Raw genomic sequence first — 15,838 nt, 5'->3', positions numbered from 1 at the left:
ACCTCCGTGAGACGTGAATGGATCGAATGAGACAATTGTGTCTCATTCTGGTCCGGTCCACTAATCCGGCGAGGTTTCGCCCCGAGGGGTGAGGGCAACTGGCCACCCATGACCGCAGCCAGCAGCGACCAGGTCGACGTCAACGGAGCCGAGCCCGACCTGAAGCGGGTGATGGGACCGAAGCTCCTCCTGCTCTTCATCGTCGGCGACATCCTCGGTGCCGGCGTGTACGCCGTGACCGGTCGCCTGGCGGGCCAGGTGGGTGGGATCGCGTGGCTGCCGTTCCTGGTCGCCTTCGCGGTGGCGACGCTGACGGCGTACTCCTACCTGGAGCTGGTGACGAAGTACCCGCAGGCGGCGGGCGCGGCGCTCTACACGCACAAGGCGTTCGGCATCCACTTCGTCACGTTCCTGGTCGCCTTCACGGTGGTGTGCTCGGGCATCACCAGCGCCTCGACCTCGTCGGGACTGCTGGCCGAGAACCTGCTCATCGGCCTCGACGAGCTGCTGCCGGGGATCCCCACCAGCGACACCGCCAGCCTGGTGGTCGCGCTGCTCTTCATGGGTCTGCTGGCCGGGATCAACCTGCGTGGCGTGGGGGAGAGCGTGAAGTTCAACGTGATCCTCACCCTGGTCGAGATGGCCGCGCTGGCGATCGTCATCGGGATCGGCTTCTACGCGGTGACCGGTGGCGACGGCGACCTGAGCCGGGTCACGGTCTTCGAGGGCCCCGACGACAAGGGCCTGTTCATGGCCGTCACCGTGGCCACCGCGATCGCGTTCTTCTCGATGGTCGGCTTCGAGGACTCGGTCAACATGGTCGAGGAGACCAAGGACCCTCTGAAGATCTTCCCGAGGATGATGCTGACCGGTCTCGGCATCGCGGTCGTCATCTACATGCTCGTCGCCGTCACCGTGGTCGCGGTCATCCCGCCCGGCGACATCGCGAACCCGAAGAACGCCGAGGCCGGGATCCTGCTCGACGTCGTCCGCGTCGGCGCGCCCGACCTGCCGATCGACAAGATCTTCCCGTTCCTGACGGTCTTCGCCGTCGCCAACACCGCCCTGATCAACATGCTCATGGCCAGCCGGCTGATCTACGGCATGGCCCAGCAGGACGTGCTGCCGCGCACCCTCGGCCGGGTGCTGCCGGTCCGCCGCTCGCCGTGGGTCGCGATCCTGTTCACGACGGTCCTCGCCCTCGCGCTGATCGTCGTGGTCCGCACCCAGTCGGACACCACGGTCGTGGCGGCGCTGTCGGGCACCACCTCGCTGCTGCTGCTCGCGGTGTTCACGATCGTCAACGTCTGCTGCCTGGTCCTGCGCCGCGACCCCACGCCCGAGCGCGCCTTCCGCGCGCCCACGGTGATCCCGATCGTCGGCGCGATCGGCTGCGCCTTCCTGCTCGGGCCCTGGGCGCGGCTGGAGGCCGACATGGTCCAGTACAAGATCGCCGCCGGCCTGCTCGGCCTCGGCATCGTGCTGTGGGCCTTCACCTGGCTGACCAACCGCGGCATCCGCGCCAAGAAGACCGGCTTCCGCGACATCGAGCACCTGGAGGACTGAGCACAGCGCGGTCTCACCGCCCCGCGACGAATCGGGGCAGTACGGCGGGCCGCCGTACCCTGGTGGGGTGAGCACCATCCCCTCCCTGGCTGACCTGCACGCCCTCGGCCCGGCCCAGCAGCCGACGTACCCCGACCGCGCGAAGGTGGACGCCGCCGTCGACCGGCTGCGGACGATGCCGCCGCTGGTCTTCGCGGGGGAGTGCGACGAGCTGAAGGACAAGATCGCGGCCGTCACCCGGGGCGAGGCGTTCATCCTCCAGGGCGGCGACTGTGCCGAGACGTTCGCCGGCGTCACCGCCGACAACGTCCGCAACAAGCTGCGGGTGCTGCTGCAGATGGCCGTCGTGCTGACCTACGCCGCGTCGGTGCCGGTCGTGAAGCTCGGTCGGATCGCCGGGCAGTACGCCAAGCCGCGCTCCAGCGACAACGAGACGCGCAACGGTGTGACGCTGCCGGCCTACCGCGGCGACGCGGTCAACGGCTACGAGTTCACCGAGGCCTCCCGGGTCCCCGACCCGCAGCGGCTCGTCGACGTCTACAACTCCTCGGCCGCGACGCTCAACCTGGTCCGCGCCTTCGTCACCGGCGGGTACGCCGACCTCCGCCAGGTGCACACCTGGAACACCGACTTCGTGAAGACCTCGCCGTTCGGCCAGCAGTACGAGGCGATGGCCCACGAGATCGAGCGCGCGCTCACCTTCATGAAGGCCATCGGCGCCGACCCCGACGAGTTCCACCGGGTCGACTTCCACTCCAGCCACGAGGCGCTGGTGCTGGAGTACGAGCACGCCCTCACCCGCATCGACTCGCGCACCCAGCTCCCGTACGACGTCTCCGGCCACTTCGTCTGGATCGGTGAGCGCACCCGCCAGCTCGACAACGCCCACGTCGAGCTGCTCAGCCACATCCAGAACCCGATCGGCGTCAAGCTCGGCCCGACCACGTCGGCCGACGACGCCCTGGCGCTGGCCGCCAAGCTCAACCCGACCAACGAGGCCGGCCGGCTCACCTTCATCACCCGCTTCGGCGCCGGCAAGATCCGCGACGGTCTCCCGTCGCTGATCGAGAAGGTCACCGCCGAGGGTCTCCAGGTCGCCTGGATCTGCGACCCGATGCACGGCAACACCTTCGAGGCCAGCTCGGGCTACAAGACCCGCCGCTTCGACGACGTCATCGACGAGGTCCAGGGCTTCTTCGACGTGCACCGCGCGCTCGGCACCTGGCCCGGTGGCCTGCACGTCGAGCTCACCGGTGACGACGTCACCGAGTGCGTCGGCGGCGGCGAGGAGCTCACCGACATGGACCTCTCCGCTCGCTACGAGTCGGTCTGCGACCCGCGGCTCAACCGGGTCCAGTCCCTCGAGCTGGCGTTCCTCGTCGCGGACATGCTGCGATCCTCCAAGCCCTGACCGCTCTGGGCGCCTCGTCGGTCGAGTAGCCGTCGAGGAACGAGGCGGCGTGTCGAGACCATCAGCGGTCTCGATACGCTCGCTGGCGCTCGCTACTCGACCACCGAGGGACAGTGATGATCGATCTCCGCAGCGACACCCTGACCCGGCCCACCGAGGCGATGCGTACGGCGATGGCGCGGGCCGAGGTCGGCGACGACGTGTACGGCGAGGACCCGACGGTCCGGGCGCTGGAGGAGCGGGTCGCGGGGCTGTTCGGCCACGAGGCGGCGCTGTTCACGCCGACCGGCTCGATGGCCAACGTGCTCGCGGTGCGCACCGTCGTCCAGCCCGGGCAGGAGGTGCTCTGCGAGTCGCGGGCCCACATCGTGCGGGCCGAGCTGGGGGCGCACGGTGCCTACTCCGGCATCACCTCGCGCACCTGGATCCACCCGCGCGGCCAGGTCGACCTGCCGGTGCTGCGCGACCTGTTCGCCCCCGACATGGGGCACTACTTCGTGCCGACCGCGGCGATCTCGGTCGAGAACACCCACAACTTCGCCGGGGGAGCGGTGCTGCCGCTGGCCGACCTGCGGGACCTGCGCGAATTCGCGACCGCCGCCGGCGCGAAGGTGCACATGGACGGCGCCCGCGTCTGGAACGCGCACGTCGCGACCGGCACGCCGCTGCAGGAGTACGGCGCGGTCGCCGACGTGCTGGCCGTCTGCCTGTCCAAGGGCCTGGGCGCGCCGGTCGGGTCGCTGGTGGTCGGCTCGGCCGACGCGATCGCCGAGTCCCGGGTGTGGCGCAAGCGGATGGGCGGCGGCATGCGCCAGGTCGGCCTGCTGGCCGCGGCCGGTCTGCACGCCCTCGACCACCACGTCGAGCGGCTGGCCGACGACCACGCCCACGCCCGGCTGCTCGCCGAGGCCGCGGGCGGCGACCCGGACGCGGTCGACACCAACATCGTCGTGGTCGACCGGCCCGACGCGGCGTCGTACGTCGAGCGGGCCCGCGAGGCCGGGGTCCTGGTGGCCACGGTCGGGCCCACCGCCGTACGCCTCGTCACGCACCTCGACGTGAGCCGCGCCGACGCCGAGCGGGCCGCGAGCGTCCTCGCGAGCCTCTGAGAAGAACGTCCGGAGCGGTGTCGATCGCGGCGTTCCCCGTTCGACTGACGGGTGAGAGGGTCCCACCGGGACCCCGATGCGACAGGAGAGCACCATGAAGTACATGCTGATCATGCGCGGGACCGACGAGGCCGTCGCGAGTTATGCCGATGTCGACTTCGACCAGATGCTCGAGGCGATGGGCCGCTTCAACGAGGAGCTGATCACCGCCGGCGTGCTGCTCGCCGCGGAGGGCCTCGACGACGCCGCGCAGGGCGTCGTCGTCGACTACTCCTCCGAGCCGCCGGTCGTCACCGACGGGCCGTACGGCGAGACCAAGGAGCTGTTCGGCGGCTTCTATCTCCTCGAGGTGGCCTCGCAGGAGGAGGCCGTCGAGTGGGCCCGTCGGCTGCCGATGACCCGGCCGGGGATCAAGACGGAGATCCGCCGGGTCCCGAGCATCGACGAGTTCCCGCAGGACAACCCGTGGATCCAGAAGGAGCGGGCCTGGCGCGAGGCCACCGGCCAGCTGTGACCCGGCCGTGACCAGGGAGGCGGTGGCGGCGGTGTGGCGCATCGAGTCGGCCCACATCGTCGCCACCCTGGCCCGCTACACCGGCGACTTCGCGCTCGCGGAGGACCTCGCCCAGGAGGCGCTGGCCGAGGCGCTGGTCGGCTGGCCGCGCGACGGCGTACCGGCCAACCCGGCGGGCTGGCTGCTCACCGTCGGCCGGCGGCGGGCGATCGACGGCTTCCGGCGGCGCGCCGCCCGCGACGAGCGGTACGCCGCGCTCGCCCGCGACCCGGGGGCCGACCAGCCTGCCGACCCGGACCTGCTCTGGGACCCCGACCGGATCGAGGACGACGCGCTCGCGCTGCTGTTCGTGTCCTGCCACCCAGCGCTGTCGCCGGAGTCGCAGGTGGCGCTCACGCTCCGGGTCCTGGGCGGCCTGACCAGCGACGAGATCGCCCGCGGCTTCCTGGTGCCGACCGCGACCGTGCAGGCGCGGATCACCCGGGCCAAGAAGACGCTGGCGGCCGCCCGGGTGCCGTTCGAGGTGCCGCCGGCCGCGGAGCGTCGCGAGCGGCTCGGCCCGGTGCTCAGCGTGCTCTACCTGATCTTCACCGAGGGGTCCTCGGCGACGTCCGGTCGCGACCTGATCCGGGTCGACCTCGCCGTCGAGGCGACCCGGCTGGCCCGGGTGCTGGCCCGGCTGGTGTCCGAGGAGCCGGAGGTGCACGGGCTGCTGGCGCTGCTGGAGCTCACCGCGGCCCGCTTCCCCGCGCGCCTGGACGCGGCCGGCGACCCGGTCCTCCTGGAGGACCAGGACCGGCGCCGCTGGGACCACGCCGCGATCCGTCGCGGCCGGGCGGCGCTGGCCCGGGCCGGCCAGGTCGGCCGCGGCCTCGGGGCGTACGGCGTCCAGGCCGCGATCGCCGAGTGCCACGCGGTCGCGCCCTCGGTGGCCGCGACCGACTGGGAGCGGGTGGTGCTGCTCTACGAGGCGCTCGGCCGCCTCGCCCCGTCGCCCGTCGTCGCCCTCAACCGGGCGGTCGCCCTGGCGATGGCCGAGGGCCCGGCGGCGGCCCTGGCCGCGGTCGACGAGCTGGTCGCCGAGGGCCGGCTCGCCGGGTCCCACCTGCTCCCGAGCGTCCGCGGCGAGCTGCTGACCCGACTCGGTCGCGCCGACGAGGCACGGGCCGAGCTGGAGGCCGCCGTCGTCCTCTGCCCGCAGGAGCGCGAGCGTCGGCTGCTGCGCCGCAAGATCGTCGCGCTGGGCGGCTGACGCTCAGGCGGGGCGACCTCCTGCCGATGGGTCGCCCATGCCTTCCCCCGTCCTGACCGCGCTCGCCACCCGGCCCCGGCGGCCGCTCGCGAGCCGGCCGACCGCGCTGGTGATCGAGGACGCCGAGGAGTTCGCCCGGCTCTCCCGGCGCATCCTCGAGCAGGGTGGCTACGAGGTGCACCAGGCCGCGTCGGGCGAGCGCGGGCTGGACGCGGCCCGGGTCCACGACTACGACTTGGTCCTGATCGACGTGGCCCTGCCGGGCATGGACGGCTTCGAGGTCTGCCGGCGGCTGCGCACCTTCACCGACGCGCACGTGGTGATGGTCACGGCGCACGGCTCCGAGGTCGAGAAGGTCATCGGCTTCCGGCTCGGGGCCGACGACTACGTCACCAAGCCCTACTCGCCGGTGCTCCTGGCCGCCCGCATCGAGGCCGTACGACGTCGTCCGCGCGCGCCGCGTGCCCCGGAGGTACGTCGGGTCGGCACGCTGGAGCTGGACGTCGCGGGCCGCGAGGTCACGGTCGCCGGGATCCCGCTGGCGCTGACCAGGATCGAGTTCGACCTGCTGTCGGCGCTGACCGCCTCGCCGCGCAAGGTCTTCAGCCGCAGCGAGTTGCACGAGGACGTGTGGGGCCGCACCTACGAGGGCGACCTGCGGGTCGTCGACGTCCACATCGGCAACCTGCGCCGCAAGCTCCGCGCCGCCCCCGGCTCACCCGATCCGATCACGACGGTCCGCGGTCTCGGGTACCGTCTCCAGTCCGGGGCCTGACCGCCCGGACGGCCGACCGGGGGGGCGGCCCGACCTTGATCGAATTCACACGTAGTCTCAGGCCTTCCTTGCGCTTCGGCTGACATCGTGACTGCCATGCTCGACGTCCGTGCTGCCCGCTCGCGGGCCCGCCGGGCCGCCGTACGACCGACGGTGGCGCGGTGCTGAGGCGCGCCCCGCGCCGCTGGCAGTGGGTCGCGGCGGGCTTCGGGCTGCTGGGCCTCGCGCTCATCGCCGCGAGCGTGGTGCTGGGCCACGACCTGCTCATGGACGCCCGCGAGCACGAGCGGCAGTTCGACAACGCCGAGCCGATCGACGGCGAGCTGGTCGGCGACCTGGTGCGGCTGCTGGTGCTGCTCTGCGGGATCCTGCTCTCCGGGATCGCCTTCACGATCGTGGGCGCGTGGCTGCTGATCCGGGTCGACCGGCACCGTGAGCAGGCGCTCGGTGAGCTGCAGGAGGTCAACGACGACCTGTCGTTCTACTCCCGGGTGGTCCGGGCCACCGACAGCGCGTTGGCCGCGACCGACGAGCACGGACTGATCCTGTGGGTCAACGAGGCCTTCGAGCGGGCCTCCGGCTGGACGCTGGAGGTGATGCGCGGGCGACACGCCATGGAGTTCCTCCAGGGCCCGGCCACCGACCCGCGGAGCATCGCGCTCCTCGGCTCGGCGATGGAGCGCGGCGAGCGGATGCAGGTCGAGGTCGTGCTGCAGGGCGCCGACGGGCGCGAGTCGTGGCTGAGCGTCGACGCCTCGCCGCTGCACGCGCCGGACGGCACGACCGAGGGCTACTTCGCGGTGATGACCGACATCACCGAGCGCCACGAGCTGGAGCAGCTGCACACGGCGGCCCGGCAGGCGGCCGAGCTCGCGGCGCAGGAGAAGGCCACCTTCCTGGCCACCATGAGCCACGAGATCCGGACTCCGCTCAACGCGGTCCTCGGCCTCACCGACCTGCTGCTGCTCACCGAGCTCGACGACGAGCAGCGCGACTTCGTGCTCACCGCGCACCGCAGCGGCAGCCACCTGCTCGCCCTGATCAACGACGTCCTCGACTACTCCAGCCTCGAGTCCGGTCGGATGGCCTACGCCGACGAGCCGTTCTCGATGCGCGACCTGCTCGACGAGACGGTCGGGATGTTCGTCCCGGCCGCCGACCACCAGGGCATCGACCTGGTGCTGCGCTGCGCCGCCGACATCCCCGCCAGCCTCCGCGGCGACACGACCCGGCTCCGGCAGGTGCTGGTCAACGTCGTCGGCAACGCGGTGAAGTTCACCGAGCACGGCGCCGTCGAGATCGACTGCTCGGCCCGCGAGCTGCCCGACGGCCGGCACGAGGTGGTCACCACGGTGCGCGACACCGGCATCGGGATCCCCGCGGAGCGGGTCCCCGAGCTCTTCCGCTCGTTCGTGCGCGTCGACGCCTCACCCACCCGCGAGCACGGCGGCACCGGCCTGGGCCTGGCGATCTCGCGCCGGCTGGTCGAGGCGATGGGCGGCCGCATCGACCTGACCTCCTCGGTCGGCGAGGGCACCCGCGTCGAGATCCGGATGGTGCACGGCTCCTGCACCCGCGAGCCACCCGCGACGATCGAGTCCCCGCCGCCGCCCGACGGTCAGGCGGTGCTGGTGGTCGAGGACGACCCGGTCAACCGCAAGGTCATCACCCGGATGCTGGACCGGCTGGGCATCGTGCCGACGGTGGTCGTCAACGGCCAGCAGGCCGTCGACGCCGTACGCCTGGGCTCCTTCGACCTGGTCCTCATGGACATCCAGATGCCGGTCATGGACGGTCTGCGCGCCGCCAGCCTGATCCGCGAGCAGGCGGGCGAGGACCGACCGTGGCTGGTCGCGCTGACCGCCAACGCCCTCGGTGGTGACCGGGAGCGGTTCCTGGCCGCAGGCATGGACGACTACCTCAGCAAGCCGGTCGTGCTCGACGCGCTCACCGCCGCGCTGGCCCGGGCACCGCAGCGCCAGCGCACCTCCTGACGGAGGCCGGGCTCAGCCGGCCGGCGTGCCCACCACCGCGACCTCGCTGACGGCGGTGTTGTCGCGCTTGGCCCGGCCCTTGCCGGGACTGCTGACCTTGACGAGCCGCAGCACGATCCGGGAGGTCTCGACCGGGTCGATCTCGACCGCCTGCAGATCGCGGGTCTCCCGGAGGTCCTGCGGGACGACGGTGCCGTCGTCGAGCTCCCACTCGACGGCCAGGATCCGGCGGTTGCCGGCGTACCAGTTGAGCGGGCGGTCGCGGCCGTCGCGGGCCGTCTTGGCGTAGCCGTTGATCAGCCCCAGCGCCGAGACCGTGGTGGGCTCGGCCAGGGTCAGGACGATCTCGCGACCGGTGCCGTCGCCGGTCATCCGCCAGCAGGTCGTCGGGTCGCCGTCCAGCATCTTGTCGGCGTCGTAGCGGATCCGCGCGCCGTCGACGTCGGTGCCCGGGGGAGCGGTCGCGGGGACCTCGGCCGTCGCGGCGCCGGCCACGTCCTCGGGCTCGCCGGCGGGTGCCTCCTCGGCCGGGGTCTCCTCGGTCGGTGGGTCCGCACCGGGGTCGGCCGGGGTCGTCTCCTCGGCCGGCTCCGTGCTCGACGAGCCCGCGGGGTCGTCGGCGCGGTCGTCGTCGTCGCCACCGCCCGCGAGCAGCAGGCTCGCGCCCGCGAGCGCGACGACCACCAGCACGGCCGCCGTCACCACCCACACCAGCCAGCCGGTACGGCGACGGTGCGCGGGCCGGCCGGCGGGTGGCGTCGTCGGAGGCCCGCTGGGCGGCTCCGAGGGCGGCGGCGGGGGCGGCGGAGGCGGTCCGGCCGCCCCGACCTCGTCGGCGAAGAGCGGGAACCTGGCGGTGGTCGGCGCGGGCGGCAGCGGGGGCGGGGGCGACGTCGGACCGGCCGTCGGTACGGCGGGCCGCTCGGCGGTGTCGGTCGGCCCGGCGCCCGCCGGGCCGACCGGCGCGCCGCAGTTGGTGCAGAACCTGCCCACCTCGATCCGGTGGCCGCACCTCGTGCAGGTGGTCATCTCGCTCCTTCGCCGGCCCGTCGCGGGTCTCGCGTGCGAAAGATTAGGCGAAACCGGCTCAGACGGTCCTGACCAGGCTCCCCGCGTCCACCCGGCCGACGATCGGGGGCAGCCGTCGTACCGCCTGGGCGAGCTCGCGCAGCTCGCTGCCGAGCAGCGCCTGCGGCCCGTCGCAGAGCGCGGTCTCGGGGTCCGGGTGGACGTCGACGATGACCCCGTCGGCCCCGACCGCGATCGCCGCGCGCGACAGCGGCACGACCAGGTCCTTGCGGCCCGACGCGTGCGACGGGTCGACGATGACCGGCAGGTGGCTGGTCGCCTGGACGACCGGGACGGCCGAGATGTCGAGGGTGTTGCGGGTCGACGGCTCGAAGGTGCGGATGCCGCGCTCGCAGAGGACGACGTCGAGGTTGCCGCGCTGGGCGATGTACTCGGCCGCCATCAGCCACTCCTCGATGGTGGCCGTCATCCCGCGCTTCAGCAGCACCGGCTTGCCGGCGTCGCCGGCGGCCTGGAGCAGCCCGAAGTTGGCCATGTTGCGGGTGCCGATCTGCAGCATGTCGGCGTACTCCGCCACCACCGGTACGTCGCGCGCGTCGACGACCTCGGTCACCACCGGGAGACCGGTGGCCTCGCCGACGCCGGCCAGGATCTCCAGCCCGGGGACCCCCAGCCCCTGGAAGGCATACGGCGACGTCCGCGGCTTGTAGGCCCCGCCGCGCAGGATCGTCGCTCCGGCCGACTTGGCCATCTGCGCCGACTCCAGGGTCTGCTCCGCCGTCTCGACCGCGCAGGGACCGGCCAGGAACGTGAAGCTGTCGGGGCCGATCGGCACCTGGCGGCCCTCGCGACCCACCCAGACCGTGGAGCGGTCGGCGTGGTGCTGGCGGCTGACCAGCTTGTAGGGGTCGGAGATGCGGTGCACGTCCGCCACCCCGCGCAGGGTGCGCAGGTTGAGGTGGTGGAAGGAGTCGATGTCACCGACGAGCCCGATGATGGTGCGGACGACGCCCTTGCTGACGAAGGCCTCGCCCCCGACTCCCTCGACCCGGGCGACGACGTGCGCGACATCCTCGTCGGTGGCGTCCGGGGACATGACGACGACCATGCTGGTGCTTCCCTTCTCTGGCCGGCGCGGCCCCGGACAGACGAAACGCCCCGGGCCGTGAGCCGGGGGCGTTGGTGGTGTGCGGCGCGTCTACGTCACGACGGCCTGCACGGGAGCTCCCGGCAGGTGTCGAAAGAAGTAGGTCGGCGCCACGTGAGGAACCGTAGGCGACCGGGCCTCGTGCCGCCGCCGGTTTTCAGAGTGCGGACAGCCACTCGGTCGGTGGGGTGGTCGGGCCTGCCCGGGAGGGGAGAAAGTGACGGGCCAGCACCCCGACACGCCGGGGCCGGATCGTGCTGAGCGGTCACCTTCTCCGACGCCGATCCCGGTGCCGCGCGGACCCTCCTCACACCGCCAGGTGCTGGACCTCGCCCTCGACCTTCCGCCGCGGAGCCGCCTCGACGACGAGCATCGCGGCGAGCACGAGCAGCCCGCCGACGGCCATCCGCCCGGTGACCGCCTCACCCCCGAGCAGTACGGCGAAGAACGCCGCGAACACGGGCTCCATGCTCATCACGATCGCGCTGCGGGTCGGGGGCAGGTGGGACTGCGCCCAGGTCTGGCCGATCAGCGCGAGGGCGCCGGCGACCAGGGCCATGTAGACGACCGACAGCCAGTCCGCCCCGGTCGACGGCAGCACGATCCCGTCCGGCGCCGTCGCGACCAGGCAGATCACGGCGATCACCAGCAGCTGCACGATCGACATCCCGAGCGCCTCGCGGGCGTTGGCCCAGGCGCCGAGCGCGACGATGTGCAGCGCGTAGAGCACGGCCGCGACGAGGGTGATCGCCTCGCCGTACCCGATCGACAGCCCGTCCAGGGTGAGGACGCCGAGGCCGGTCGTCGCGAGCGCGACCGCCGCCCAGGCCAGGCCGGTGATCCGGGTCCGCAGCAGCACGGCGGCGAGCAGCGGGGTGCAGACGACGTACATGCCGGTGATGAAGCCGGAGACCGATGCCGGGGTGTGCGCGAGGCCGGCGGTCTGCAGGATCTGGGCGACGCCGTACACGCCGCCGAGGACCACTGCCCGCCGCCGCGACTCGGCCGAGAGCCGCGCCAGCGCCCGGGGTGCGACCAGGGCCATCACCACGCCGGCGATCGCGAACCGCACCGCCAGGAAGTCCAGCGTCGGCACCCGGTCGAGCAGGTCCTTGATGAGGAAGAACGTCGAGCCCCAGCTCGCCGTCATGGCGAGCAGGACCAGCGTGGCGAGCAGGGAGGTACGGCGGTTCGTCACCGCATCTTCTTCAGCAGCTCGATCCCGGGGTCGCCCGCGTCGCGCGAGCCCGGCGTCTCCAGCACGAACGGCACGCCCGCGGTGGCCGGGTGGGCCAGCAGCTCCTCGAACGCGAGCAGCCCGATGTGTCCCTCGCCGAGCCTCTCGTGCCGGTCCTTGAACGCACCCCGCACGTCCATCGAGTCGTTGGCGTGCACCAGCCGGAGCCGTCCGGGGCCGCCGATCTCGACGATCCGGTCGACCGTGGCGGTGGTGCCGCCCGGCTCGTCCAGCGGAGCGCCGGCGGCGAAGACGTGGCAGGTGTCCAGGCAGATCCCGGCCCTCGGGTGGTCGTCGAGCGCGGCGAGGTACGGCGCCAGGTCCTCGACGCCCGCGCACAGCGACCGGCCCTGCCCGGCGGTCGGCTCCAGCAGCAGCCAGGGGGAGTCCTCGGAGAGCCCGTCGAGCAGCGGCAGCAGGCCCTCGCGGACCTGGCGCATCGCGGCGTCGTACCGCTCGGCCGAGCCCTTGCCCGGGTCGACGAACGAGCCGGTGTGCACGACGACGCCCTCGGCGCCGATCTCAGCCGCGCGACGCAGGTTGTGGGCCACCGAGGCGACCGACCTCTCGTAGGTCGCCGGGGTCGGCGAGCCGAGGTTCACCAGGTACGGCGCGTGCACGAAAACGCGCAGGCCACGCTCGGCCGTCGCCGCCCGGAACGCCGCGTCCTCGGCGGGCTTGCCGGCCGACAGGGCCCAGCCGCGGGGGTTGCCCACGAAGATCTGGAACGCCTCGCAGCCGAGCTCCTCGGCGGAGGCGAGGGCACCGGCCACCAGGCCCTTGCCGACGGTGACGTGGGTGCCGACGGGGTTGCGGAGCTGGCCGTGGGACGTGCGCACCGCCCGAGGCTAGACGCTCAGATGAGCGAGAGCGTGATCGTGCTGCCCTTGGCGACCATCTCGCCCGCGCCGGGGTCGGTGGAGAAGACGTAGCCGAGGCCGAGGTAGCCGGCCGCCTCGGTGGTCCGGACCACGAAACCGAGGTCCTCGAGCCGCTCGCGGGCGTCCTCGACGCCGGAGGCGCGGACGTTGGGCACCTCGACCAGCTCGGGGCCGAGGGAGACGGTGAAGGTGACGGTCTCGCCCTTGAAGAGGGTGCCCTCGCGGGGGTCCTGCCCGATCACGTCGCCCTCGGGCACGTCGTCGGAGTACTGCTCGTCGCCGACCTTCGCGACCAGGCCGCGCTTCTCGAGCGCGGCCCGCGCGTCGTCGTACGACCTGCCGGCCCAGTCGCCGACCTTGATCGGCCGCCGGCCCTTGCTGACCGCGAGGTCGATGTTCGCGCCACGGGCGAGCACCTTGCCCTCGCCCGGGGAGCTGGCGATCACGGTGCCGGCGGCGACGGTCTCGGACCAGCGCTCCTTGACCGTGCCGAGGGACAGGTTCAGGTCGGCGATCTGGGCCGTCGCCTGGTCGAGGGTGAGTCCGGCCAGGGCCGGCAGCGTGTAGCGCTCCTTGCCGCGCGAGACGGTGATCGTCACGGTGCCGCCGTCGAGGACCTGCTCGCCCGCGCCGGGGTCGGTGGCGATGACGACGCCGGCCGGCACGGTCTCGGAGTACGCCGGGTCGCCGACCTCGGTCTCGAGCCCGGCGGCCTCCAGCTTCTCGACCGCGGCCGCCTGCTGGAGGCTGACCACGCCCGGGACCGCGGTGTAGCGCCCGGAGCCGAACCACCAGGCGCCCGCGCCGACGCCGCAGGCGAGCAGGACAGCCACGACCAGCAGCACCAGCCCGCGCCGGGAGCGGCGCGGTCGACGGGGCCGCGAGGGCTGCGGCTCGGGAGCGGGGCGGGGGGCGCGGGCGGTCGGGGGACCGGCGGGCGGCGTCGGGGTCCGGACCCGCGTCGGCTCGGTGGCCGGGGGGCCCAGGATCCGGCCGAGCTCCTCGGCGTCCCAGATCTCGGGGGCGGTGTCGCCGGGGCGGCGCTCGAGCGCGACCGTCGGCTCGGGGCCGTCGGCGACCACGGGGCGGGGGAGCAGGTCGGCGGTCAGCTCGTCGTCCTCGCGGACCCCGTCGGCCAGGGCCTGGGTGACCCGGTGCACGTGGTGGAGCAGGACCGCGGCGTCGGCCGGGCGCTGGCCGCGGTCGCGGGCGGTCGCGCGGGCGACCAGGGCGTCGACGTACGCCGGCAGCCCGGGCGCGATCGCGCTCGGCGGGGGCACGTCCTCGTGGACGTGCTTGTAGGCGACCTGGATCGGTGACTCGCCCTCGTGCGGCTTGCGGCCGGTGAGCAGCTCGTAGAGCAGCACCCCGGCGGCGTACACGTCGGCGCGGGCGTCGGCCCGGCCGTCGACGACCAGCTCGGGGGCGAGGTAGGACACGGTGCCGATCAGGACGCCGCCGGTGGCGGTGTGCTGCGTGTCGGCGCTGACCGCCTTGGCCAGGCCGAAGTCGGCGACCTTGACCCGGCCGTCGTCGGCGATCAGGACGTTCTCGGGCTTCACGTCGCGGTGGATCAGCCCGGCGCGGTGGGCGGCGGCGAGCGCCGAGAGCACCGGCTCGAGCAGCGCGAGCGCCCGCAGCGGCGACATCGGGCTCTCCTTGCCGATGGTGTCGCGCAGGGTGTGGCCCGGGACCAGCTCCATCGCGAGGAAGACGACGCCGTCGTCCTCGCCCTGGTCGTGGACGGAGACGACGTTGGGGTGCGAGAGCCGGGCGGCGGCCCGGGCCTCGCGCACGAAGCGGGCCGCGAACTCGTCGTCGTCGCCCAGTCCGGGGTGCATCACCTTGACCGCGACCGTGCGGTCGAGCCGGATGTCGGTGGCCTCGTAGACGCTGGCCATGCCGCCGCGCGCGACCCGGGGCCCGACGCGGTAGCGGCCGTCGAGGAGCCGACCGGTCAGGGCGTCTGCGGGCGCGCCAGCAGGCGTGCGGGTGTGCCCGTCCGACGCCACAACGACCCTCCTGCGAGACGGATGGGGAAGGATCCGTCGGGCCAATCGTACGGATCGGGCGCCGTCCCGGGCCGGTTCACCCGTCCCCGGCGTGGCGCGCGGGCCCGCGCGTGGGACAGTGGGAGCCATGACCGACCGACTCGCCGACGCCGACCTCGACACCCTGGTCCCGGAGTGGCTCGACTGGGCCGCGACCGCCAAGCTGCTGGGCGTCACCGTCGCCAAGGTGAAGACGATGATCCGCGAGCACGAGCTCGCCGCCGCGGTCCCGCGGCCGGGCGCGGGCCAGCAGGTGCCGGCCGACTTCCTCCAGGACGGCCTGGTCGTCAAGGGCCTCGGTGGCCTGCTGACGATGCTCCACGACGGCCGGTACGACGACCGCGAGATCATCGCCTGGCTGTTCACCGACGACGACTACCCCGGCCGGCCGATCGACGCGCTGCGCGAGAACCGCGGCACCGAGGTCAAGCGGCGCGCGCAGGCGATGGCGCTCTGAGCGAGGACCGTCCGCACGCCCCCTGGTGGCGGGTCCTGATGCTGCTGTTCTGCGTCCTGGTGGCGGTGCTGCTGACCTGGAGCGCTCTCGACGCCGCCCTCGCGCTGGCCGAGGACGGCGGCGTCCGGGTGGGCGTGAGCGGCCGCGGCGGCACCCGTCGCGGTGACGCCTCGGCTTGGGTGGGCGTGGTCGTGGGCGGTCTGGGTGCCGTCCTCACCGCGTTCGGGGCGCTGGTCTCCGGCGCCTCGCTGCGCGCCGACGTACGACGCCGGCGGGACGGCGCCCGCGAGAGCTGATCGAGGCCTCGACACGCCGGCGTGCGACGCTGCGGACGGCGCCCGCGAGAGCTGATCGAGCCCTCGACACGCCGGCGTACGACGCTGCGGACGGCGCCCGCGAGAGCTGATCGAGCCCT

At 73.3% G+C, this 15,838-nt stretch carries 14 protein-coding genes; 9 read left to right on the top strand and 5 right to left on the bottom strand.

What is annotated here, in order from left to right; genetic code table 11:
• Positions 1–108 precede the first annotated feature (108 nt).
• From BLT76_RS05940 to BLT76_RS05910, 7 genes are all read left to right on the top strand, one after another.
• Positions 109–1,566, top strand: coding sequence for an APC family permease (locus BLT76_RS05940; RefSeq protein ID WP_090852261.1), 1,458 nt, complete (start codon positions 109–111; stop codon positions 1,564–1,566).
• A 67-nt stretch (positions 1,567–1,633) separates the two neighbouring features.
• Positions 1,634–2,977 (top strand): class II 3-deoxy-7-phosphoheptulonate synthase, encoded by a 1,344-nt coding sequence (locus BLT76_RS05935; protein ID WP_090852258.1) that lies wholly within the window; start codon positions 1,634–1,636, stop codon positions 2,975–2,977.
• A 116-nt stretch (positions 2,978–3,093) separates the two neighbouring features.
• On the top strand, positions 3,094–4,086 hold the full coding sequence (locus BLT76_RS05930) for a threonine aldolase family protein (protein WP_090853373.1): 993 nt from the start codon (positions 3,094–3,096) through the stop codon (positions 4,084–4,086).
• 94 nt (positions 4,087–4,180) lie between these two features.
• The gene (locus BLT76_RS05925) at positions 4,181–4,600 is read left to right on the top strand and encodes a YciI family protein (RefSeq protein WP_090852255.1); all 420 of its coding nucleotides are present in this window, start codon (positions 4,181–4,183) and stop codon (positions 4,598–4,600) included.
• A 7-nt stretch (positions 4,601–4,607) separates the two neighbouring features.
• A complete protein-coding gene (locus tag BLT76_RS05920; RefSeq protein ID WP_090852252.1) occupies positions 4,608–5,852 on the top strand; it encodes an RNA polymerase sigma factor in 1,245 nt (414 codons plus the stop codon).
• A 37-nt stretch (positions 5,853–5,889) separates the two neighbouring features.
• A complete protein-coding gene (locus BLT76_RS05915) occupies positions 5,890–6,627 on the top strand; it encodes a response regulator transcription factor (protein ID WP_090852249.1) in 738 nt (245 codons plus the stop codon).
• 161 nt (positions 6,628–6,788) lie between these two features.
• Complete coding sequence (locus tag BLT76_RS05910) at positions 6,789–8,621, top strand: hybrid sensor histidine kinase/response regulator (protein ID WP_090852246.1); 1,833 nt, start codon at positions 6,789–6,791, stop codon at positions 8,619–8,621.
• A gap of 12 nt (positions 8,622–8,633) precedes the next feature.
• Here BLT76_RS05910 and BLT76_RS25610 read toward each other — a convergent pair whose 3' ends face one another.
• The 5 genes from BLT76_RS25610 to pknB all read right to left on the bottom strand — a co-directional run bounded on the left by BLT76_RS25610 (position 8,634) and on the right by pknB (position 14,927).
• A complete protein-coding gene (locus BLT76_RS25610) occupies positions 8,634–9,650 on the bottom strand; it encodes an NADase-type glycan-binding domain-containing protein (RefSeq protein WP_090852241.1) in 1,017 nt (338 codons plus the stop codon).
• A gap of 58 nt (positions 9,651–9,708) precedes the next feature.
• Entirely contained in the window at positions 9,709–10,746 is a 1,038-nt protein-coding gene (aroF, locus tag BLT76_RS05900; RefSeq protein WP_244509278.1) for a 3-deoxy-7-phosphoheptulonate synthase, read from the bottom strand.
• Positions 10,747–11,104: 358 nt separating this feature from the next.
• Positions 11,105–11,995, bottom strand: coding sequence for a DMT family transporter (locus tag BLT76_RS05895; protein WP_090852235.1), 891 nt, complete (start codon positions 11,993–11,995; stop codon positions 11,105–11,107).
• On the bottom strand, positions 11,992–12,873 hold the full coding sequence (locus BLT76_RS05890; RefSeq protein ID WP_090852232.1) for a deoxyribonuclease IV: 882 nt from the start codon (positions 12,871–12,873) through the stop codon (positions 11,992–11,994). Before BLT76_RS05890 ends, BLT76_RS05895 begins: the two co-directional genes overlap by 4 nt.
• Positions 12,874–12,890: 17 nt before the next feature.
• On the bottom strand, positions 12,891–14,927 hold the full coding sequence (gene pknB, locus BLT76_RS05885) for a Stk1 family PASTA domain-containing Ser/Thr kinase (RefSeq protein ID WP_244509277.1): 2,037 nt from the start codon (positions 14,925–14,927) through the stop codon (positions 12,891–12,893).
• A 127-nt stretch (positions 14,928–15,054) separates the two neighbouring features.
• On the opposite strand from pknB, the gene BLT76_RS05880 reads away from it, so the two are divergent.
• Together BLT76_RS05880 and BLT76_RS05875 are read left to right on the top strand one after the other, a co-directional pair.
• Entirely contained in the window at positions 15,055–15,423 is a 369-nt protein-coding gene (locus BLT76_RS05880; RefSeq protein WP_090852226.1) for an Rv2175c family DNA-binding protein, read from the top strand.
• A 38-nt stretch (positions 15,424–15,461) separates the two neighbouring features.
• Positions 15,462–15,719: a hypothetical protein gene (locus BLT76_RS05875; RefSeq protein WP_090852223.1), complete on the top strand. Its 258-nt coding sequence runs from the start codon at positions 15,462–15,464 to the stop codon at positions 15,717–15,719.
• Positions 15,720–15,838 lie beyond the last annotated feature (119 nt).

The organism is Nocardioides lianchengensis (genome assembly GCF_900101465.1).
In the GTDB taxonomy this organism is placed as follows: domain Bacteria; phylum Actinomycetota; class Actinomycetes; order Propionibacteriales; family Nocardioidaceae; genus Nocardioides; species Nocardioides lianchengensis.
The sequence above is the reverse complement of the archived record's forward strand: the minus strand, read 5'-3'. Positions and strand labels throughout refer to the sequence as shown.

Coding starts and splice junctions, on each gene's coding strand:
- BLT76_RS05875 (WP_090852223.1), top strand. CDS start 15,462: ATGCTGCTGTTCTGCGTCCTGGTGGCGGTGCTGCTGACCTGGAGCGCT.
- aroF (WP_244509278.1), bottom strand. CDS start 10,746: ATGTCCCCGGACGCCACCGACGAGGATGTCGCGCACGTCGTCGCCCGG.
- BLT76_RS05915 (WP_090852249.1), top strand. CDS start 5,890: ATGCCTTCCCCCGTCCTGACCGCGCTCGCCACCCGGCCCCGGCGGCCG.
- BLT76_RS05880 (WP_090852226.1), top strand. CDS start 15,055: ATGACCGACCGACTCGCCGACGCCGACCTCGACACCCTGGTCCCGGAG.
- BLT76_RS05925 (WP_090852255.1), top strand. CDS start 4,181: ATGAAGTACATGCTGATCATGCGCGGGACCGACGAGGCCGTCGCGAGT.
- BLT76_RS25610 (WP_090852241.1), bottom strand. CDS start 9,650: ATGACCACCTGCACGAGGTGCGGCCACCGGATCGAGGTGGGCAGGTTC.
- BLT76_RS05930 (WP_090853373.1), top strand. CDS start 3,094: ATGATCGATCTCCGCAGCGACACCCTGACCCGGCCCACCGAGGCGATG.
- BLT76_RS05940 (WP_090852261.1), top strand. CDS start 109: ATGACCGCAGCCAGCAGCGACCAGGTCGACGTCAACGGAGCCGAGCCC.